The organism is Ruminobacter sp. RM87 (genome assembly GCF_000701925.1).
GTDB lineage: Bacteria > Pseudomonadota > Gammaproteobacteria > Enterobacterales > Succinivibrionaceae > Ruminobacter > Ruminobacter amylophilus.
The window spans coordinates 26,537-48,516 of sequence record NZ_JNKD01000004.1 but is presented as its reverse complement, the minus strand read 5'-3'; the positions used below and the strand labels follow the sequence as shown (position 1 = coordinate 48,516).

The 21,980-nt window shown below is 40.5% G+C and carries 23 protein-coding genes and 2 tRNA genes; 18 read left to right on the top strand and 7 right to left on the bottom strand.

Annotated features, from left to right (window positions below):
• Positions 1-178: 178 nt before the first annotated feature.
• The 6 genes from T489_RS0102275 to T489_RS0102250 all read right to left on the bottom strand — a co-directional run bounded on the left by T489_RS0102275 (position 179) and on the right by T489_RS0102250 (position 3,738).
• Positions 179-718, bottom strand: a complete 540-nt coding sequence (locus T489_RS0102275) for a glutathione peroxidase (RefSeq protein WP_031578423.1) — start codon at positions 716-718, stop codon at positions 179-181.
• A 319-nt stretch (positions 719-1,037) separates the two neighbouring features.
• Positions 1,038-1,538, bottom strand: coding sequence for a hypothetical protein (locus tag T489_RS0102270; RefSeq protein WP_031578422.1), 501 nt, complete (start codon positions 1,536-1,538; stop codon positions 1,038-1,040).
• Positions 1,539-1,852: 314 nt separating this feature from the next.
• Positions 1,853-2,476 (bottom strand): hypothetical protein, encoded by a 624-nt coding sequence (locus T489_RS0102265; RefSeq protein WP_031578421.1) that lies wholly within the window; start codon positions 2,474-2,476, stop codon positions 1,853-1,855.
• A gap of 183 nt (positions 2,477-2,659) precedes the next feature.
• Positions 2,660-3,481 (bottom strand): tRNA1(Val) (adenine(37)-N6)-methyltransferase, encoded by an 822-nt coding sequence (locus T489_RS0102260; protein ID WP_031578420.1) that lies wholly within the window; start codon positions 3,479-3,481, stop codon positions 2,660-2,662.
• Positions 3,482-3,554: 73 nt separating this feature from the next.
• Positions 3,555-3,630, bottom strand: a tRNA-Gly gene (locus T489_RS0102255).
• A 32-nt stretch (positions 3,631-3,662) separates the two neighbouring features.
• Positions 3,663-3,738: transfer RNA gene (locus tag T489_RS0102250), tRNA-Gly, on the bottom strand.
• Between the two features lie 327 nt (positions 3,739-4,065).
• Here T489_RS0102250 and rsgA point away from each other — a divergent pair.
• From rsgA to T489_RS0102215, 7 genes are all read left to right on the top strand, one after another.
• A complete protein-coding gene (rsgA, locus tag T489_RS0102245; protein WP_031578419.1) occupies positions 4,066-5,118 on the top strand; it encodes a small ribosomal subunit biogenesis GTPase RsgA in 1,053 nt (350 codons plus the stop codon).
• A gap of 5 nt (positions 5,119-5,123) precedes the next feature.
• Positions 5,124-5,981 (top strand): archaetidylserine decarboxylase, encoded by an 858-nt coding sequence (asd, locus tag T489_RS0102240; RefSeq protein ID WP_031578418.1) that lies wholly within the window; start codon positions 5,124-5,126, stop codon positions 5,979-5,981.
• A 343-nt stretch (positions 5,982-6,324) separates the two neighbouring features.
• Entirely contained in the window at positions 6,325-8,136 is a 1,812-nt protein-coding gene (gene frdA / locus T489_RS0102235; protein ID WP_031578417.1) for a fumarate reductase (quinol) flavoprotein subunit, read from the top strand.
• Positions 8,136-8,891 carry a succinate dehydrogenase/fumarate reductase iron-sulfur subunit gene (locus T489_RS0102230; protein ID WP_031578416.1) on the top strand — a complete coding sequence of 252 codons (756 nt, stop codon included), beginning with the start codon at positions 8,136-8,138 and terminating at the stop codon, positions 8,889-8,891. Before frdA ends, T489_RS0102230 begins: the two co-directional genes overlap by 1 nt.
• Complete coding sequence (locus T489_RS0102225; protein ID WP_031578415.1) at positions 8,891-9,298, top strand: succinate dehydrogenase/fumarate reductase transmembrane subunit; 408 nt, start codon at positions 8,891-8,893, stop codon at positions 9,296-9,298. Before T489_RS0102230 ends, T489_RS0102225 begins: the two co-directional genes overlap by 1 nt.
• A gap of 12 nt (positions 9,299-9,310) precedes the next feature.
• Positions 9,311-9,655, top strand: coding sequence for a fumarate reductase subunit FrdD (frdD, locus tag T489_RS0102220; RefSeq protein WP_031578414.1), 345 nt, complete (start codon positions 9,311-9,313; stop codon positions 9,653-9,655).
• 183 nt (positions 9,656-9,838) lie between these two features.
• Positions 9,839-10,177 carry a hypothetical protein gene (locus T489_RS0102215; RefSeq protein ID WP_031578413.1) on the top strand — a complete coding sequence of 113 codons (339 nt, stop codon included), beginning with the start codon at positions 9,839-9,841 and terminating at the stop codon, positions 10,175-10,177.
• A gap of 441 nt (positions 10,178-10,618) precedes the next feature.
• On the opposite strand, the gene T489_RS0102205 is transcribed toward T489_RS0102215, so the two are convergent.
• A complete protein-coding gene (locus tag T489_RS0102205; protein ID WP_051621720.1) occupies positions 10,619-10,960 on the bottom strand; it encodes a helix-turn-helix domain-containing protein in 342 nt (113 codons plus the stop codon).
• 118 nt (positions 10,961-11,078) lie between these two features.
• On the opposite strand from T489_RS0102205, the gene T489_RS14040 reads away from it, so the two are divergent.
• The 11 genes from T489_RS14040 (at position 11,079) to trbL (ending at position 21,979) form a co-directional block, all read left to right on the top strand.
• A complete protein-coding gene (locus T489_RS14040; protein WP_051621719.1) occupies positions 11,079-11,411 on the top strand; it encodes a helix-turn-helix domain-containing protein in 333 nt (110 codons plus the stop codon).
• 296 nt (positions 11,412-11,707) lie between these two features.
• Positions 11,708-12,658, top strand: a complete 951-nt coding sequence (trbB, locus tag T489_RS0102195) for a P-type conjugative transfer ATPase TrbB (RefSeq protein ID WP_031578410.1) — start codon at positions 11,708-11,710, stop codon at positions 12,656-12,658.
• A gap of 75 nt (positions 12,659-12,733) precedes the next feature.
• The gene (locus T489_RS0102190; protein ID WP_031578408.1) at positions 12,734-13,126 is read left to right on the top strand and encodes a TrbC/VirB2 family protein; all 393 of its coding nucleotides are present in this window, start codon (positions 12,734-12,736) and stop codon (positions 13,124-13,126) included.
• Positions 13,127-13,192: 66 nt separating this feature from the next.
• Positions 13,193-13,528 (top strand): conjugal transfer protein TrbD, encoded by a 336-nt coding sequence (trbD, locus tag T489_RS0102185; RefSeq protein ID WP_051621718.1) that lies wholly within the window; start codon positions 13,193-13,195, stop codon positions 13,526-13,528.
• 3 nt (positions 13,529-13,531) lie between these two features.
• Positions 13,532-16,111, top strand: coding sequence for a VirB4 family type IV secretion/conjugal transfer ATPase (locus tag T489_RS0102180; protein WP_031578406.1), 2,580 nt, complete (start codon positions 13,532-13,534; stop codon positions 16,109-16,111).
• Positions 16,104-16,829, top strand: coding sequence for a VirB8/TrbF family protein (locus T489_RS0102175; RefSeq protein ID WP_198020393.1), 726 nt, complete (start codon positions 16,104-16,106; stop codon positions 16,827-16,829). The genes T489_RS0102180 and T489_RS0102175 overlap by 8 nt, the downstream gene beginning before the upstream one ends.
• 17 nt (positions 16,830-16,846) lie before the next feature.
• Entirely contained in the window at positions 16,847-17,791 is a 945-nt protein-coding gene (gene trbG / locus T489_RS0102170) for a P-type conjugative transfer protein TrbG (RefSeq protein ID WP_084155368.1), read from the top strand.
• A gap of 14 nt (positions 17,792-17,805) precedes the next feature.
• Positions 17,806-18,237, top strand: a complete 432-nt coding sequence (locus T489_RS0102165; protein WP_031578403.1) for a hypothetical protein — start codon at positions 17,806-17,808, stop codon at positions 18,235-18,237.
• 11 nt (positions 18,238-18,248) lie between these two features.
• Positions 18,249-19,724, top strand: coding sequence for a TrbI/VirB10 family protein (locus tag T489_RS14035; protein WP_051621716.1), 1,476 nt, complete (start codon positions 18,249-18,251; stop codon positions 19,722-19,724).
• An 8-nt stretch (positions 19,725-19,732) separates the two neighbouring features.
• Positions 19,733-20,500: a TrbJ/VirB5 family protein gene (locus T489_RS0102155; protein ID WP_031578401.1), complete on the top strand. Its 768-nt coding sequence runs from the start codon at positions 19,733-19,735 to the stop codon at positions 20,498-20,500.
• A gap of 9 nt (positions 20,501-20,509) precedes the next feature.
• Positions 20,510-21,979, top strand: coding sequence for a P-type conjugative transfer protein TrbL (trbL, locus tag T489_RS0102150; RefSeq protein ID WP_031578399.1), 1,470 nt, complete (start codon positions 20,510-20,512; stop codon positions 21,977-21,979).
• The last annotated feature ends 1 nt before the right edge of the window (position 21,980 follow it).

The following is a 21,980-nucleotide window of genomic DNA, read 5'->3' as shown; positions in this document are numbered from 1 at the left end:
TTAAATATGTTATGCCTTGCGTTTTTTCAATGACATACTCTTTTAAATTTACAAATATATGTTAGAGATCTCATTTTTACGTATGCACAATCGTAAAAATTCCGAGACCGGAGAACTTAAATTACATGAGAGAATCCTGTTCCGTCCTTCGAAACAGAACAGGATAATGATTCACACGTTAAATAAGTGACCTGATAAAATCTTCCACGTCACTCATGTCGGCCGTAGGTTCAAAACGGGCGACAACCTGACCATTTCGGTCTATTACGAATTTGGTGAAATTCCACTTAATATCCGATTTTTTATCCCATTCCGGATCTGCTTCAGCCAGCATTTTTTCAAGAAGAGGTTTCAGTTTGTGTTCATCAAAACCGGCAAATCCCTTCTGGGACTTAAGATAGGTATACAGAGGAAGCTCATCAGGTCCGTTGACATCGGCTTTTTTCATCTGAGGAAAGGTTGTATTGAAATGCAGAGTACAGAATTCATGTATTTCATCATCAGTCCCCGGTGCCTGACCACCGAACTGATTACACGGGATATCAAGGATCTCAAGTCCCTTCTCATGATAATTTCTGTAAAGCTGTTCAATAGGCTCATACTGAGGGGTGAAACCGCATCCTGTGGCGGTATTTACAATCATAATCACCCTGCCGCGATAATCATTGAGATTCAGCTTATCACCCTTGCCGGTGGTGATAACGTAATCATATATCATTCATTTTCTCCTTAATATGTTAATTGAATTCAGACCTTAACAACAAAGGGCACAACAGACAATTATGTTATTATATAAAAAACATATCAGAACATTCCTTAGAACATTCATAATACATAATAACATAAACGTATTTTTGAAATACTGAATAATTATATTACTGTGAAAACGAACGTTTTCCGTCTATAAAAACCAAAACTTCAGAATTTTATCTTCACCTGTAAAAAACGAAGTCGTGTACTTTACTCAAAGGACACGACTCTGAAAGAAGTCTTTACATCAGGGTATACCACGCAAAGCCTCATTTTGTCACTTATATTTAAAAAGTATTTTTAAAAAAAGAAAATAACTTTATCCAGACAAAAAGAAGAAATCCCTGTATACCCAAAGTGACTACAAGAAGTCCGCTGATAATTACTGTTTCAATAGAAGAAAGATTGGATAAGGCCCTGTTGATAAGTTCATAAGTACTGAACATCATATCAAACGGTTCCATTCCTATTCTTACCGCAATTTTAAATAAAAACATCCCCATGAATAAACCGAACACCTGAAGAACTATATTGGCAACTATGGAGCTGAATGAAAGCAGTCTCAGGAACTCAGGTGCTCTTATATCATCAAGCATTTTTTTTACTTTTACCATTGCCATAAAGTTTACCACCACGGCAAATATCCCCAGAAATGAAACAAGGTATGTGGCCAATGTAATAATCAGACCTCCCATCATCCATGATTTCACATTCTCCACATCATGATTTACCTGTGCAGATACAGTAACACTTTTACTTCTTTTGTTATGATAATCATTATTGTACATACAGCATTCTCTCCTTTATTTAAATAATTACCTGTTCCTGTTCATACCTGCGGTTCATCAATCCTCATAGAAGGAATCCATGGTAAAAATTTATATTTCTTTTTCTGCTGTTAACCAAACAATAATCAGTTAACGCACACTTTTTATTAAAAAGTTTTATATTCTATACAAAAATAAACAAAAATCAAAAAATGTTTTTTAGAACTCAGGGCATACCGCAAAAAACCACTGTAATTATTGAAAACATTAAAAAAAAAACAGGGAGGCTGTGTCCAGCCTCCCTGCAATATAATTTTTATATACTTTCAAACCTTTTAATAGTATGCCTTCAATGCCTTATGCAATCTCAACCAGGCGTACAGCATGTATAAACTGATTAAAATAACAGCCACAGTGCATAATAACATCACTCCAATTTCCAGTCCGCTTAATCCTTGGAAAACAAAATCATAGACATCACCATCCTCACTATCAGACGAATGATCGAGAGAACTAATAAAGCCTTTCATCATCAGAATAATCATAATTACCTGCACTCCTATTGAGGCCCAGTATGTGTAGGCTGTACCGGCTGCAAATTTTCTGTTTTCCTCAGAATTGACTCTGGTAAAAAATTTTTTTACTTTTGAAAGTCCGATCAAAGTAAACACCAGAGATAAAATGCCGAGTACTGTTGTTGCATCAAGCATTGCAAGAATTACACTTGCAACATTTGACCAAAGCCCCATATGCATGAAAACAGAACAGTTCTGGGCTTCAACACGAATTGACGCCTTTTCTCTTCCGCTCGGCTGAAATCCAAATCTTTCAACATTTCTTAAATTATTCTCTTCACAGGGAAAAGGATTGGAATACTCCTGCTGACCGTTTCTCTCAACACGATTTTCGTTGTTGCGATAATCTCTATTGTAACCGTCATTCAAATCTCCGCCTCTCACTGTTTATTCTCCAATTCAAATGCAAATAAAATGAGGGACACATTACAACCGCCTGCCATGTTAAACATACAGGCCGTTTTCTCTGTTATTCCGCATGCATACCTATATCTGACACCGAAGCCATAATAAATTCAATCAAGAACCTTAACAAGATATTTCGATTTTTTGCAGATTCAAAACATGTCATGTGCTGAAAAGATAAAGATTAGCGGTAATCCTGCTGAAAAAAACACTTCTGGAGCCATCATCTTCATGCAGATAACACTCATGAATACTGTTCATTTCTCCAACAGAAACAGAATGATTTTCATTATCTGTCTCATCTGCATCCTGATTACCCAATACAGGCAGCTTACCTGATTTTACAAAACCAAGCAGAATGACATAAGGCTCCTTATCCTTTTTTGATCTGACCATTACTCTGTCAGCAGCGATCAAACCGCATTTTTGAGCAACGGTTAAATATGATTTTTCCTGCTCGACCGGAATTATTATGCAGGCTCTGCCGTCATCCGCCATTAATCTGGCTATAGAGGAAAACAACGCATCTGCAGACAGACTGACATTACACCTGGCATTTTTTCTTGAATCATCGGCAAGTTCAGCACTGAAATCAAAATATGGAGGATTACAGATAATGAGTTCATAAACTCTGTTGTCGTTACGGCAATTACCGTAGCTGTTTTCGAGACCAAAAGTTGATATATCCTCTTTTATCAGAGTTAATCTGTCTTTATAGGGGCTTGCGGAAAAATTCAGGCTGGCATCATGAATTGCTCCGTCATCGATATCAACAGCATCAACCTTAGCATTCGTAAAATTCTGAGCCATGATGAGGGCCAGAATTCCGGTTCCCGTGCCAATGTCAAGGATAGCGGAAAATTTTTTATCTTTAAGCAAATCTGCTGTCCATGCCCCCAGAAGCACTGCATCGGTACTTAACTTCATTCCCGCCTTTTCACGCGTGATGGAAAAAGATTTAAATCTGAATACCTTTGCAGCCATAATGCTCGAACCCAACAACAGAAAACAAATAAAACAGAAGAATCTGAAACAAGATTGGTTATCTGAAAAAATTTGGAGCGGGAAACGAGGCTCGAACTCGCGACATCAACCTTGGCAAGGTTGCACTCTACCAACTGAGTTATTCCCGCATCAAAACGATAACAAGTTTATCTGAAGTTTCTGGAGCGGGAAACGAGGCTCGAACTCGCGACATCAACCTTGGCAAGGTTGCACTCTACCAACTGAGTTATTCCCGCTGAAAAAACAGGTGCATTATACCTGTATTTCAGACTCTTGCAACAATTTTTTTCCAAATAATCAAAATTTTCTTTGAATTTTATATTTTTTAACCACACCTGATTAAAATTAAATCAAATTTTTACAATCCCAGGCCTATTACGGAAAATACGGAGATTTTTCATCTCATACCATAGATACTTCATGCGAGACAAAGCATCTCGACAACGATTTATCCCGAACACATCCTATCTTTTGTTCAATATTTTCGTTAAACATCAAAAATGAAGTAAAATATTGGCATACGAAATAAAAATAATTTTCAGATATAGGATTCACCATAATTAATGGCAAAAAACAAAATTACCACCAGACAGGCACGCAATATTAAGGCCCGACATGAACGTCTGCTGAAAAACACAGAAGAACTTTTACCCGATGATTCATCTCTGGGGCCTCTGACCGAAGGTACTGTAATCAGCAGATACGGTAAACAGGCTGATGTGGAAAACGATGCTGATTTATCCGTTCACAGATGCTATATCAGAAGAACAATTGAAGGTCTCACCACAGGTGACAGGGTTCTGTTCAGGGCAAACATCAAGAATGAAACCGAACAGAACGGTCTCATCGAAGTACTTAAACCAAGAACAAGTCTTCTCAGCCGTCCTGATTATTATGACGGTGTTAAACCTGTTGCCGCCAATATAACCAGAATTCTTATAGTAAGCACAAGGGAACCTGAGTTTTCCACCAACATCATAGACAGGTACCTCATTGCCTGTATTCACTGCAACGTTCAGCCTGTACTGATTATAAATAAGAGTGACCTTTTTTCTGAAAATGAAAGAAACGAAATCTCAGATATTCTGAAAACCTATGAGAAGATAGGCTATAAAGCACTCTGGGTAAGTACTGAAAACGGCGAAGGAATTGATGAATTAAAAGAAATCATCAGGGGAGAAACCACGATTCTTGTCGGACAGTCAGGCGTAGGCAAGTCATCCATCATCAACCGAATCATCCCTGAAGCAAACGCTTCAACCAACAGAGTTTCGGATATTTCCGGTCTGGGACAGCATACCACCACCAGCTCAAGACTGTATCATCTTCCGGATCACACGACCATTATCGACTCTCCGGGGATAAGAGAATTCGGTCTCTGGCATTTGACTCCTGAAGAAGTAATCAAGGGATATCCCGAATTTCTTGAGCATACCCCCTACTGCAAGTTCAGAGACTGTAAACATCTGAACGATCCCGGTTGCGCAGTTGTTGAAGCAGTGAAAAATTCCGAAATTGCTCAGTTCCGCTTTAACAACTATCACCGTATAATTGAATCCATGCAGCAGAATGCCCCGACAAGTTTCAGTTCTCCGGGCAAGAAAACAAGGAAATAACCGATATGAACGAATCAGTAAAGACAATCATCCACCGCATGACGCCAAAATACCTGCTTACGAGATTAGCCGGCGTATTGGCACGCAATGAACTGGGCAGCCTCACTACCTGGGCAATCACCAAGTTCATCAGTAAATACGGCATTGACATGAGTGAAGCTCAGAAGGAAAAACCTGAGGATTACAAGACATTCAACGAATTCTTTACCAGAGATCTGAAAGACGGTGCCAGACCTATATGCCCTGAAGAAAACAGACTTTGCATGCCTGTGGACGGAACAATAGCGGAATTCGGCGACATAACACAGGGAAGAATTGTGGCAGCCAAGGGCCAGGACTACAGTTTCAGAGTGCTGGTGGGCGGTAACGATGAAGACGCAGCCGTATTCAAGGACGGTAAATTCATCTGCATCTACCTTTCCCCTGCAAACTATCACTGCATTCACATGCCGATAGACGGCACTCTGAAAAAGATGCTTTTCGTTCCCGGCAAATATTACAGCGTCAACCCGACCTACGTAAAAACCATCAGTGAACTTTTCACCAAAAATGAAAGAGCGGTATGCCTGTTTGACACACCGGCAGGACCTATGGCCATGGTTCTGGTCGGAGCAACAATAGTGGGCAGCATTTCAACTGAATGGCACGGAGAAGTGTCACCGAACAAACTGAAACAGGTTACTGTATGGGATTATTCAGACAAGGATATATCTCTTAAAAAGGGAGAAAAGATGGGGAAATTCTACCTTGGTTCAACAGTAATTCTTCTGTTCGGTCAGGATGCGATATCTTTCGTTGACGGACTCGAATCCGGCAAACCAGTCAAATTAGGTGAACCGCTGGCGGACAGCACCTCTAACTAATCAGAAAAAGAGCCGGAATATCATTTTCCGGCTCTTATATTCCGTCCTTTGATGAGTACCTGACAACCTTCATCTTCAGTCATCTTTTCTCAGTATCACCGTCTCAAATCACAGGCATTACCTGAAATCAGTCTCTCAATATAGTCATCTATTGATAAAAACATAAGCCATTCATAAAAAAATCATACACACAGTCTCCGTTCACACACGAAATTTACTGCAAAAAAAGTGAGAATTTTTAGCTGATTTTTGGTAAAATAGCGAACAGCATGTCAGTCATAAACGGCTGTCTTATTTTTTAACCTTTTAACTTTTTATTTTTGTACCTTTTTAGGAGAATAACGTGGAGATTATTAAGACCGACGTCGCCATAGTTGGTGCAGGTGGTACTGGTCTCAGAGCAGCTATTGCTGTTGCAGAACAGGATCCAACCACTAAGATTGCACTGATTTCCAAGGTATACCCAATGCGCAGCCACACCGTGGCCGCAGAAGGTGGTGCTGCAGGTGTAATTGGTGAAGACGATACCCTTGAAAAGCATTTTGAAGACACTGTTGCCGGTGGTGACTGGTTGTGCGAACAGGATGTTGTTGACTACTTCGTAGCTCACACCACTGAAGAACTGTTCCAGCTCGAACACTGGGGTTGTCCTTGGAGTAGAAAACCTAACGGCGAAGTTAACGTACGTCGTTTCGGTGGTATGAAAGTACCACGTACCTGGTTTGCCGCAGATAAATCAGGCTTCCACATGCTCCACACCTTATTCCAGACTTCAATCAAGTACCCTTCAATTCAGCGTTTCGACGAACACTTCGTTCTCGACCTTCTTGAAGAAGACGGTCAGATCAAGGGGGTTGTAACCTACGATATCCAGAACGGTGTATGCCGTACCATTATTGCCAAGTCTGTTATTCTTGCTACCGGTGGTGCCGGCCGTGCATACAGCTTCAACACCAACGGCGGTATCGTAACCGGCGACGGTATAGCTCTCGCCTACCGCCACGGCGTACCTTTACGCGACATGGAATTCGTTCAGTACCACCCTACCGGTCTGCTCGGTTGCGGTGTATTAATGACCGAAGGCTGTCGTGGTGAAGGCGGTATCCTTGTTAACAAGGACGGCTACCGTTACCTCCAGGACTACGGTCTCGGCCCTGAAACTCCTGTAGGACATCCAAAGAACAAGTACATGGAACTTGGTCCGCGTGACCGTGTTTCACAGGCTTTCTGGAACGAACAGAAGAAGGGCAGAACCATCAAGACTCCGTTAGGCGATGCAGTTCACCTTGACTTAAGACATCTTGGTAAGGATTATCTCCATGAACGTCTCCCTCTGATCTGTGAATTAGCTATGGCTTATGCCGGTGTTGACCCAGCAGAATCTCCAGTACCAATTCGTCCAGTAGTTCACTACACCATGGGTGGTATTGAAACCGACGGCAAGACTGCAACCCGCAAGCCTGGTTTATATGCAGCCGGTGAATGTGCTTCTGTTGGTATTCACGGTGCTAACCGTCTCGGTTCTAACTCTCTTGTTGAAACCATCGTATTCGGTAAGGTTGCCGGTATTGAAGCTGCCAAGTACGCCAAGTCAGTACAGTTCGGCAATGAAGAATTCCTCACCAAGCAGGCTGAAGAAGTTGTTCTCAAGGCTACCAAGCTGTTTGAAAACAGTACCGGTACTGAAAGCTGCTCTAAGATTCGTCATGAAATGGGCGATTCCATGGAAGAAGGTGTTGGTATTTACCGTGAAGCAGAATCAATGCAGAAGACCATCGACACCCTCAAGGCTCTGCAGAAGCGCTACAAGAACATCAAGATCAAGGATACTTCAGGTCGCGTATTCAACACTGAATTCCTTAATGCCATCGAACTCGGCTATACTCTTGACGTTGCAGAATGTATGGCTAACTCTGCTATCAACCGTAAGGAATCCCGCGGTTCTCACCAGCGTCTTGACGGTCCGGACGGCGCATACAAGAAGCGTGATGACGTGAACTTCTTAAAGCACACTCTTGCATTCAAGAATGGCGACGACGTTCCAACCATCAGCTACAGCGATGTTAAGATCACCCGCTTTAAGCCTGCTGAACGTGTATACGGCGCAGCTGCTGAAGATGCTGAAAAGAAGAGACAACAGGAGGCAGCTAAGTAATGTCAGACAATCAGATCATGAAAATTTCTGTTTCACGCTATCGTCCTGAAACAGATAAAGAACCATACCTTCAGGATTTTGAAGTTCCTTACAGAAAGGAAACCTCTTTACTTGAAGCTCTTAACTACATCAAGGATTTCCTGGAACCTGAACTCAGCTTCCGCTGGTCTTGCCGTATGGCAGTTTGCGGTTCTTGCGGTATGATGGTTAACGGTGTACCAAAGCTCGCCTGTAAGACCTTCTTAAGAGATTACGCCGGCAAGTCAATGAAGATTGAACCTTTAGCCAACTTCCCTATCGAACGCGACCTCGTTGTTGATATTTCTGATTTCATTGAAAAGCTTGAACGCATCAAGCCTTACATCATTCCTTCAAAGGAAAATGAAAACAAGCCATTAACCGAAGGTTACATTCAGACTCCACAGCAGATGACCAGCTACCTTCAGTTCGCTCAGTGTATCAACTGCGGTATCTGCTACGCTGCATGTCCTCAGTACAAGCTGAACAAGAACTTCATCGGACCAGCTGCTTTAACTCTTGCTTACCGCTACAACATTGATAGCCGTGATGCTGGTGCTGCTGAACGTATGAAGCTGTTAAGCCTTGATGAAGGTGTTTGGAGCTGTACTTTCGTAGGTTACTGTTCACAGGTATGTCCAAAGCACGTAGACCCTGCTTCAGCTATTCAGCTCGGAAAGAAGGCAAGTGCTATCGACTATGTTATCAAGATGTTCAAGCCAGGTGAGGAAGAATAATGGAAAACAATGTAAAGTCATATCGTAAGCCATACGTTCGTCCTGTAAAGGCAAACTGGTGGACTGATCGCGGTTTCTATATCGCTTATATGATTCGTGAAGCTACTGCCGTTTTAGCTGTTGTTGTAGCACTTGAACTTTTAGTTTTAAGCTGCCTCTCAGCAGAATCTGTAACAGCTTTCTTAAAGAATCCACTGGTTATTATCGTAAACATTCTTTCTTTAGCTTCTGTAATGTACCACACCATTACCTGGTTCAATCTGATGCCTAAAGCAGTTCGTACGTTTGCGACCAAGAAACCAACTGACACCAAGCTTATTCCAGCTAAACTGATTGTTACAGCTGAATGGATTGGTGCTGCGATTGCATTCGCAGTAATCGTTCTGGCATGTACCTGTTTAGTTTAAAGGAGAACCATAATGACTACTCGTCGTTCAGATGAACCGATTTACTGGGGTTTATTCGGTTTTGGTGGTATGGTTATCGCTTTCGCGTTACCTGCAATTTTAACCCTCATGATTCTTCAGGGCTTCGGTGTTGACTGCTTCAAGCTGGCAGCAATTGTTAAGACCTGGTGGGGTGCCGGTGCTTTATTCGTAATCGTTTCAGCATCTTTCTGGCACGGTTTCCACAGAATCTATCACGGTCTGCATGATCTCTGCATCCACACCACTCGTGTACATCACTATGTACTCTATGGTCTGGCCGCTGTTCTGTCAATTGCAGCTTTAGTTGTTTATACAATAAAGTTCTTCGGAGCTTAATGACTGAATTAACAATCAGCAGATAAGTATCGGAAAGCCTGAGTTCAATCTCAGGCTTTTTATTATCTGTCACTGAGATGTATTTCCTTATTTCTTATATTACATAAATCTTTTACTGATTTGATATAATGTACCACACGACATTTATCATCAGATTTTCGACATTATAAAAACCATGAAGCTATGAACCACGGCAGTTTACAGAACAGAATATCAGGGAAATACCTGACCATAGCTTTTTTTCTGGCGTCATTTACGGCCGCCGGTATATTTACCGTCTACGCTTTCGCAGATTTTCAGAAAAAATATGCTCTCGGACATATGCTGGAACAGTGCGAAAAAATTAAACAGGAACTGGAAAAATGCATTTACGACAGATCTGAGGTTGTAATGTCAAAGTGCACAAACAACAGCCGTACTTTAAATTCCACTCTGCTATCCCCTGACGATTACGCTGACAGACAATATGAAACGACCTCCACGAAAGAATGTAAAAACGTGGATTTACCGTGTAAACTGTAGATGTTTGTAAACAGATACGGATTTACCGCAAACATTAAATGAAGGTCGTTATGAATAAGATAATATATATTGGAATGGATGTCCACTCTTCTAACTTTACTTTGTGCTCTTTTGAACCGGGTTACGGCATGACCGAGGATAAGATATTCGGTCAGGTGCAGTTTAAAGAACGGTTACAGTGCAGAAAAATAGAAAAAATAGAAAGGTAGCGGATAGCAGGTTGGGTTTTTGCTGAACTCCCCTTTTGACCCTACGGCTCGCGATTACTTCAAAATAACGCCTTTCAACTCCAACAGTATCGCCCTATGAATTAGAAACCGCTTTACTTAATACTTGAAAATCAAAATTTGCTGTCGCTCATCAAGAGGACAGCTAAATGATATCATTTTTCTGAACAATGGCAAGTCTTTTTTACACATCACTACAGAAGTTTGAACTTATTCAAACTTTTTCTTCTAGAACTTCATTTTCTCGTTGCTTTGCCTTCTGGTTGTAGCGGATAAAGTAAACCCTGGCTCGATTAGCTTTTTTTTGTATTTTGCCTATACGGTCTTCCTTTTCCCAAATATCACCCAAGCCGGTTAAGTAGCAGATTGTTGCCCACTCCGTATAAGGAATCTTAACCTTTCCAGTTCTCCACCGTGATATTGTAGCTTGCTGAACTCCCATCAGCTCTGCCCATTCAGCTGTGGTGTAATCAAGCATATCCAAAGCTTCTATTATCTCATCAGCTGTCGGTCGTTCCCATTCAGAAAAAGAACATAATGTCGATTCTCTAATCATTATTATTGTCCGAAACGTGATTTTTACAATTAATTTGCTATAATCGAAATGACATTTTGTAATTCAATACGACTACAAATATATTTTAAACTTCACGATATTCTAACACAAAACAATCATGATAAGTTACAACACAATCTTTTCTGACAACTTGAAACAATTTTTAGCGCAGCAAAAATTAACTCAGGCAGAGTTAGCAGCAAAGGCAGATATTTCCAAAACAACTGTAAACCTCATTTTACGAGGAAAATACAACCCTTCTCTTGAGTTAATGTCTAAAATTTCCGATATCTTGTCCGTTCCTTTGTTCCTGTTTTTTGTAGAATCAGATTCTCAATCTGGCAAGTGCCATAGAAAAGAATTGGAGAATGGCAAAGTGGTTATCACCGCAATAGTGAGTAAAACAAGAGCATTCCAAATCGAAAAATGGCATAACTCTGTTTCAAAGTGATTCATCTGTCTACTGCTTTTCTCAATTCAATCTTTCTTCATCTTTCACCTCAAATCATAAAGTAACAGCATAAACAGTTGTACTTTATGTCATCTCGCCCATTACATTCATCGTTGGCGTCATCCCCTTTTTCTTCTTCAGATTTTAGCATGCTAAAAAAATTCAATGTCTGTTCACTGGCAGTACATTAGAAATTTACTGAAAATTCATTTTCTATATTTTTTAAATATTTTCTTTCATTATCAACATAATGTAATATAATACAGGTATTAACCGCTATTTATCAAAATATTAAAATGAACGATACAAAATATTCACGAACGATAGAACTTCTGCAAAGAAACATGAGTACAGAGCTGCTCACTGCGCTTAACGATCCACGAACAGTGGAAATTATGCTCAATCCTGACGGTTCTCTTTGGGTTGAAAAATTAGGACAGCCTTCCGTAATGGTCGGTTATTACGAGAAGGTCAGAGCAATGGCATTCATGGAAACTATTTCTGCATACCACAATAAGGAACTCACTCCCTCTAAGCCAATTCTGGAGTGTGAGCTGCCAATTGACGGATCAAGATTCAGCGGATTAATTTCACCTGTTACTTCAGGTCCTTGTTTCACTATACGAAAAAAGGCCATATCCATATTTACTCTTAACCAGTACGTTGAAAACGGGATCATGACTGAACACCAAAAGACCTGTATTGAAGACTCAATCGCAAATCATCGCAACATCCTAGTTATTGGCGGAACTGGTTCCGGAAAAACAACTCTTGTAAACGCCATCATTGAAGAGATGGTTCATCAAAGACCTGAAGAACGTCCGGTAATTATCGAAGATACCGGAGAAATTCAGTGTACTGCCAAGAATTCTGTTCAGCTTCATACAACTATAGATGTAAGCATGACAGATCTCTTAAAGACAACTCTCAGAATGAGACCAGACCGCATCTTAGTGGGCGAAGTACGTGGACCAGAAGCTCTTGATCTTCTGATGGCTTGGAATACAGGTCATCCTGGCGGTTCAGCAACACTTCACGCCAACGATGCAAAAGCAGGTCTTGATCGTTTGGAAACACTCATTTCTATGAATAAAAACGCTCCATCCGAAATAAAGCCTTTAATTGCCGAAGCTGTCAATATCGTTGTCTGCATTGCTCGAACTCAGACTGGACGAAAAATTAAAGAAATACTTGAAGTAAATGGATATAGCAATTCAGAGAACACCTATTTAACAAGGATTTTATAAAACATGACTGTTACCCATATTTAGCATGTGCTAAATATTTTTCTTAACTTAGTTAACTTTAATAAGGAAATTTCAATGTTAAAACATATGTTAAAACAACTATCACTTTTCATTTCTGTCTTTGCCTTATGTGGCATATCAGTAGCCGTTGCTAAAGAAACCGGAACAGGTATGCCCTATGAAAGCATGCTGACTAATCTTTCTAATTCCTTGACCGGACCTGTTGCCAAGGCAGTTGCTCTTATCGGTATTGTCGGTTCTGGCGCTGCTCTTATCTTCGGCGGTGAGATTTCAGGATTTTTAAAATCTGTAATTTACCTGGTACTGGTATGTTCACTTCTGATTATGGGTAACGTAATTGTCGAAAAATTCGGATCTTCCGGCTATGAGATTACTCAGGAAGCGGTTATGAATGCTTCTCCTGCTTATTTAAACACTGATTCAGCAACTGTGATTATAAAGAATTAGTCTTTCAAAAATCATTTATACGGCTCTGTCTTGTATTATCAAGGCAGAGTTTTAAAGGAATAATTAATGCTTAGAAATATACCTATCCACCGCTCTTTGCACAGAGCAAATACCTTTATGGGAGGAGATCGTGAAGTAGTAATGATGGCTGCTCTTATCACAATTTCATCAATTGCCGTTGGTCAGAATCTTGTGTCAGCCGTTTGTGGTATTTGCTTCTGGTTCATGGTGCTTATACCTTCAAGAAGAATTGCAAAAAGAGATCATTTGATGCGAACTGTTTTTTTTGCATCATTTGCGTTCCGGCAGAAATATTTTCCTCCGCATACGCATATCCTCGCAAATCCCAAAAATAACTACAAAGCAGTATTAACAAAATCAGGTATGACATACAAGGGATGATAAATGGATTATATCAGCATCATTGTAACAGTAGTTTCCATTGTGGGAATTATTACAATTCTTCTCTTTATTGATCTTTTAATTTTTGTACTACATGGGAAGCATTTTTTAAGAAACAGTCAAAAACGTAAAGGTTTTTCAGATTTGCTGAATTATGCAGCGTATATTGACGATGGCATCATAATCTGTAAAGACGGTTCCTTAATCGCGTCATGGGAATATTCTTCAGGGGACACTTATTCCACTACAGATGAAGAACGCAATAATCTCAGCAGTCAGATAAACAACGCCATTAAGGACTTAGGTTCAAACTGGATCTTTTATGTAGATTCCATTCGTTCTCAAACATCATCCTATTCTGACAGAAATAATTCAAATTTTCCTGATGAAATCAGTCAGGCCATTGATAATGAACGAAGGGCTTTTTTCAATGCTCAAAACACCGTTTTTAAGACCAAAACAATAATTACAGTAGTTTTCGTTCCTCCTCTTCTGGCAGAACAGAAGCTCACTGATTTAATGTTTGTCGATGAAATTAAAAATGCTCAGAAAAACCGAAGCATTCAAGAACAGCAGCAGGAATCAACAAATAAGCTGGTCGAAAAATTCAAAAACGAAATCAGCAAGCTTGAACTCCGTCTCGGTATTGTCTTCAAACTCAGAAGATTAAAGACTTACAAGAAGCTTGATTCTGAAGGAAATGAAGTAACTTATGATGAATTGCTGGAACATCTGAATTTCTCAATTACCGGAAAACAGCACCCGATTCAGCTTCCATCTCAGATGATGTACCTTGACAGCATCATTGGCGGTCATGATTTCTTTTCAGCAATTACACCAAAAATTGACGATACCTTTGTCCAGGCAATTAACATCGAAGGATTCCCTAACGACAGCTATCCGGGAATTCTGAATATTCTTTCTGATATGCCTTGTGAGTACCGCTGGAATACCAGGTTCATCTTCATGGATGAATTTGAAGCCGTTGCAATCATGGACAAATACCGAAAGAAATGGAGACAGAAAATCAGAGGATTCTTCGATCAGCTCTTCAACACCAATTCGGGCAAAATCGACTCTGACGCACTCGCTATGATGCAGGACAGTGAAGATGCTATCAATGAAGTTAAAAGTGGCTACGTTTCCAGCGGATTCTACACCTCAGTAGTTCTCGTCTACGACAAATCCAGAGAAAACCTGGAACAGACTGTTCAGCAAATTCAAAGACAGATCATGAAGCTTGGCTTCTCAGCGCGTGTGGAAACTGTAAATGCCACTTCTGCATACATAGATTCATTGCCGGGGCATTACCACAACATGAGACAGCCTCTCATGAATACTCTCAATCTGTCAGACATGATTCCAACCAATACTATCTGGACCGGACTTGAACATTGTCCTTGCCCTATGTACCCAAAGAACGCCCCTGCCCTGATGTACTGTCTGACAAACGGAGCTTCCCCTTTCAGATTAAATCTTCACGTCAGAGATTTGGGACATACTTTCGTTTTCGGTCCCACCGGCGCAGGAAAATCTACATTACTTGCAACTTTGGCTGCTCAGTTAAGACGTTATCAGGGAATGCACATTTACGCCTTTGACAAAGGCTTATCAATGTATCCGTTAACCAAAGCCGTTGGAGGCTGTCATTTTGCCCTGGCTGGCGATGATGCAAGTCTCAATTTCTGCCCTCTGGCGTTTCTTGAAACTCAGGGAGACAGGGCTTGGGCTTCAGAATGGATTGAAAACATCCTCTTGCTGAATGACATCAAAATAACACCTGTCCAGAGAAATGTTATCGCCCAGGCAATTGAATCAATGCATAACACCGGAGCAAAAACCTTAACAGATTTCACAAACACCGTTCAGGACATAAACATCAGGGAAACTTTAAAACCTTATACCATTGAGGGTTTGCTTGGTCATCTGCTGGACGCTTCTGAAGACGGTTTGACATTCAGTGATTTCTGTACCTTTGAAATAGAAGACCTGATGAATCTCAGCCCTAAATACTGCCTTCCTGTTCTTCTCTATCTGTTCAGAAGAATTGAAAAGAACCTCAAAGGCGAGCCATCTGTCATCTTCCTTGATGAAGCCTGGCTGATGCTCGGAAATCCTGTTTTCAGAGAAAAAATCAGGGAATGGCTGAAGGTTCTTCGTAAAGCCAATTGTGCTGTGGTAATGGCAACACAATCATTAAGCGACGCTGCCAATTCCGGAATTTTGGATGTTATCACCGAATCCACAGCGACAAAAATCTTCCTGGCCAATGTTTATGCCAGGGAAGACAACAACATTGAGCTTTATAAGGGTATGGGACTTAACTCAAGACAGATTGAAATCATCTCCCAAATGATCCCTAAACGTCAGTACTACTATGTTTCTGAAAACGGCAGAAGACTGTTTGAACTGGCTCTGGGACCGTTGACCCTTTCCTTTGTCGGCGCAACAGACAAAGAATCAATAGCAACCATCAAGAATCTGGAACATGAATACGGCGATTATTGGACTGTTTCATGGCTTAAATCCCGTGGTATCGATCTTGAAGATTATTTAACCGATGAGAATTTTGAAAATGAATAAAAACAAACTCCAGGAAAGAAATGAAACGTTTTTGGCAGGCGGTCGCAGAAAAGGCGAGTCCGATAATCCCTTTCTCTCTACAAGAAGAACATGGAACGACTATCTTGCAGCCCAGGTCGCTTCCCGTAAGCTTTGGCAGGTTATGACAAGTCTTTCGCTGCTCATTGCTCTGGTAGCTGTTTTCGGATGTGTCTATAACAGCACAAAATCAAAATACATTCCTTATGTTATCGAGGTTGACAAGCTTGGACATGTGGCAGCTGCTTCCGGTCCGTTGGAAATCTCAACATTCAGCAATCAGAGAGTCATTCAAGCGACATTAGCAGATTTTATTGAACAGGCCAGAACTGTTACTCCGGATGTCAGCATCCAGAGAAAACTTATTTTTAAGCTTTACGACAAGATGAATCAATCAGATCCAGCGACTCTCAAAATGAATGAATTTCTCAACGGAGATCCTGAGAAAAATCCATATAAAAGAGCAGAAAAAGAGATGGTTAATGTGGAAATCACATCAATTCTTGCTCAGAGCGATACCACATATCAGATTGAATGGGATGAAAGCACTAGAACCAGAACCGGTTCTTTAAAAAGCAAAGCTCATTGGAAAGCCCTTATCACAATCTATATCGTGGACAGCCGTGATTTCACAGAGGAAATGATCCGCAGTAATCCAGCAGGAATCTATATCGAAAACTTTTCATGGACCAAAATTTAAATTTGTAAGGAATCAAAATGAACAATTTATCAAAAGTAATTTCAGGTATCGTAAACAAAGGACTTATATTTTCTTTCTTATTGCTTCCATTCGGAGTTCATGCTGAAGATGAAGTGGCAACCCCGGACAATCAGCAGTCATTCAATGATGAATTCGTGTACGAGTATTTTTATGGAGAGGATGTAGAACTCACGCCCCAGGAGCTGAAAGCTCTTAAATTAACCCAGGATTGGAAGAACACCACGGCATCCACCGCACCAGTAAGAGGACCAGCCGGATCAATCCAGTTCATTTTTGGAGGTCAGTCAATTGATATTGTCTGTGCCGTTCTTCAGGTTTGCGACATTCAGCTTCAGCCAGGAGAAGAGGTGAATTCAATTCATATCGGCGACAGTGCCAGATGGAAGATTGAACCGGCAATCACCGGGTACGGAGCTTCAGAAATTCAGCATTTGGTTATCAAGCCTCTTGACAATAATCTTAAAACAAATCTGCTTGTTACCACTAACCGCCGTTCATATCACATGAATCTGAAATCTCACAAAACAGAACTGATGCCCGAAGTAAGCTTTATCTATCCGGAGGAAGCAATTCAGAAATTCAAAATCAAAAATCAGAGACAGCAGTCATTCATGGCAAATAACACCATTAGCTCAACAAATGAATACCTTGGTGATCTCGACTTTGATTACAAAATTAAAGGTGACAGCCAGATAGACTGGACACCAGTGCGTGTCTATAACAATGGCGTTAAAACCATTATTCAGCTTTCTGACAAAACAACCTATACAGAAATCCCTACTCTGCTTGTCCTGGATAAATCATCGAATAAGGAAAAACTCGTAAATTACAGATTCATCAATAACAAATTTATCGTTGATTCTGTATTCAATACGGCTGTCCTGATCATGGGTGTGGGATCTGACCAGGAAAAGGTAACAATCAGCAGAATTTCAAAATAGGATAGGAGATCAGAATGAAACATTATTTTTCATGTGCCTTAATCGCTATGTCAGTATTTTGTTCCGGTTGTGTAACTCCCGTAAAACAAACTACCGGCACGATTGCCACTGCCGATATTTCAGCAAGTTCTTCAGCAATAGCCAAGGATTCAGTGTCATTTCTCAGCCAGCAGTTTTCACCGGCAAACACAAGATTGAATATTACTCAGAGCGTTCTTCAGAATGATGTTTTCAGTCAGGAATTTGTTGACCAGCTCAGACAGAGAGGCTTTGAAATTCAGGAAAATTCGGCTGTCAGCTCATACAACAACATGAATTTCACTCTTGATAGCAATGACAGCATGGGATTCATAAGAATTCTCATCAATATTGATAACTCTACTTACAGCAGGTGTTACTCAAACAGCGGATCACCTCTTTCCTCTTGGTCTGTAATCAAAAAATAAGGAGGATAAACGTGTCTAACGATCTTAATAATGAACAGCAGCCAATACCGGAAAACGAGCTGGATCCTGAAAATAACCCAATGCGAGTATCAGGATCCAAATATCTTTCTGACACTGCTCGCAAGGCTGTTTTGGGGATTGGAATCCTCGGATTGGGGATTCTTTTTACCACACTCATGGGAGATGACTTCTTCAGTGATCCTAATGACAACAAAAAAGAAGAAAAGGTCATCAAGAATGTTATTGCCGATAACTCCCTGAATGCCGAAGTCATTAACGGTATGGCAGGTCCGGAATCCATTATTCCGGCAAATCTTGATACCGGAATTGTCGGAGAAAACAATGAATCCGACATTCCGAATGACTCAAATACCATTGCCATGACTGAAACCCCTTCAGGAACAAGAATTCAGTTAATCGATCCGAACAGCAGAAATCACGGCTCTGTAAATCTGCCCCCTCCTCAGAACACAATGCAACAGCCGTCTTATGAAGATGAAGCTGCCAGACAAAAGAGAATGGACAAGGAAAGAGAACGTCAGCAAATTCGACAGACAAAGATCCAGATGTTCAACAATTCTGTAAACTCTCCGTCAAAAATGGCTGTGGCATACGAAAAAACGAAGACTTCCACAAGCTATTCATCTGTTCCGCCTTCATCTTCAAATACCAGTGAAAGCCTTTCTTATGCAAAACAGGAAAGAGAACGAATTCTAAGTCAAATGGCGGATCTCAATGATCCCAACGGCAGTTATCAGCAAAAGATAAACGCCATGAGAAATGGGAGTACTTATCAGCCATCTGAAAATAATGCGACAAGATTTTCAATAACCACAGCTTCATCAACAGAAACGGGGGATAAGTGGACACTTGATTCTTCTGTACAGGCTCCGAAAAGACTGTCTATCATTACCGGATCAGTGTTGCCGGCAACTCTTATTACCGGCATAAACTCTGATTTACCAGGAAAAATCATTGCCCAGGTATCTCAGAATGTTTACGACTCTCCGACGGGCAGATTTATGTTAGTGCCACAGGGGACAAAAATCTTCGGCACTTATGAATCCGGTGTTGTTTACGGTCAGGAACGAGTGCTTGTTTCATGGAACAGACTGATATTTCCGGACGGAAAAACGATTGATATAGGTTCCATGAATGGTACGGATCAGGCCGGATATTCAGGAATGAACGACCTGGTAAACAACCATTACCTTCGTCTCTTTACATCGTCATTCCTGCTGTCTGTTATTTCTGCCGGTATAACCTATTCTCAGGACAAATACACCTCTAATAACGAAAACGGAACAACAGCATCCTCCGCAATGGCTCAGTCATTTGGCAGCCAAATGGGAAATACCGCTCTTCAGATGATTCAGAAAAACATGAATATCAGCCCTACACTTGAAATTCGTCCAGGATTCAAGATTAACGTTATGGTTACAAAAGATATTATCTTCTCAAAGCCTTATCAGAATTATGATTATTAGGAGAACTTATGAAAAACAAGCTTTTAATTGTACTTTTATCATCATTACTTTCATCACAGGTCTCTGCTGGCGTTCCAGTAATTGAAGAAACATCTGTAATATTTCAGCCTCTTCAGTACATGGAGATGTTACAGACTCAGCTCAACACCATTAATCAGTATGAACAAATGATTCTGGATTATGAAAACCAAATCCGTCAGCTTGAAAATCTTGTACTGAATACTAATTTTGAAAACATCAGAATTACCAATCTTCAAGATCTCCAGAACACACTTAACCGCTTGAGATCAACATACACCGGTGCTATCGAGCAATATAATTCTGTAGCAAACAGAAGCAACAAACTTATGGAAGATGGATGTGATTTCTTAAATAAATATGAACTTTGTGCAAAGGAACAAAAAGAAATATTAAATTCTCTTCAAAATGAAATCACAGAAAGAAACAAGAAAAATAAAGAAGATAACGATCCCAACAACCCAAATTCCTTAGCCAGCCAAATAACTCAAGATCAACAAGATCTAAAAGATTTTTCCACAAAATTGAGTAATAACGTTGGAACCAATCAGATTCTTTCTGACACAAGAGAACTCAATCGACTTACTGCAAAATCATTGATTGATCTCAGGCAACAGACACTTGAAATGAAATCAACGCAAAACGAGTTACTCAACCATTTCAACCAAAAAGAACTTACTAGACAAAAACGATTAGAAACATATAGAAAAAACCTGACCAAATGGAAAACCAACAAAGTTTACCAGGATCATTACTAGGAAAGAAACATGTTCAAAAGATCAATTATATTTTTTGGAATATTATTAATCACCATCAGTGCAATATTTGTTATAGATTCATCAATGAATATCGCATCGGCAGCCGATACTGCCAGCAATTTTCATGTAAATATTCTTGATGAAATAAGCGATACCTTTAAAAACACCGCATCTAACTGGGCTGAAAAACTTAAAGATTATGCACTGACATTATTTTGGATTTTGGCCACCATCTCATTGTCCTGGACCGCAATTGAACTTGCACTTAAACATGCTGAATTCGGTGAAATTATCGGAGAATTAGCAAAATACATAATTTTTACCGGTTTGTTCGCATTTTTGTTAGACAAGGGACCTAACATCGCAAATTCGATATTTCAAACCTTTGCAAAACTAGGAGGCATCGGAGCAGGACTTACAACCGGAGGATCCGGTCTGCCATCCATGACTCCTTCAGCAATTGTAGATATTGGTTTAGATTTCTATTCAACGATGTGGGATTCATTGGAATGGGATTTGGATACCATTGCAAGCGATCTTATTCAAACACTTCTGGCATTAGTATTTTTTATTTTCTGCTTGATTATTGCCATAAAGGTTTTAGTTCAGCTCATTGCTCTATGGTGCTACATGTATGCCGGAGCTTTTTTACTTGGTTTTGGAGGTGGCAGATGGACAAGGGATATTGCCATTAATTACTTTAAAGGGGTTCTATCAGCAAGTGTAAAGTATTTTGCAATGCTATTCATTGTGGCCATCATGAATACTTTAATGGCGACATTGCTGAAAGATATGAGCATTACAGAGCCAATTGCCACTCTCCAGGCTTTAGTTCTGCCTATTATGTTCTTTATGATAATGGAAACAGTACCTGACATGATTGCCGGAATCGCCGGCGGAAAATTTGATTTTTCTTCTCCGGCGGCTTCAGCAGTAGCAGGAGCTATGGCAGGAGGTGTGACAGGAGCTGCAACATCAACCGTTATGGCAGCCCAGGGAACGGCTGCTGTTGCCAAGGGAACATCACGAACCATTGACTACATGAGCAAACATTCTGTTTCTGAAGGGATGAAGGATCTGGGTAATGCCATATCTCAATCATCAGCAGGACAGGCAGTAAAAGCAGGTGCTAGAAATGCCGGACAAATAGCCCAGGCAGCAGCAAATATTACAAAAGGGGCAGTCAAAGGCATATCCGCTGCCACAGGCTTTGGTGCTATGGCTGCTACTGAACCTATACAGACTGCACATGCTGCTCTGCAGAAAGGTGCATCAGGTACAAAATCAAAACTGGTTGCTGGATATAACGCGATTAAAGATTCAGGAGTAAAAGCGTTGAAAAACGGTATGACCCAGGCAAAAGCCACTGTATCTGAAAATATAACACAGCCTTTTAAGGCTGGCGTAAATGCTGCAAAACCAGATACAAATAAATTAAGCAACTCAAACAACAACTCAAACCAAAATCAAAAGGTCTAAA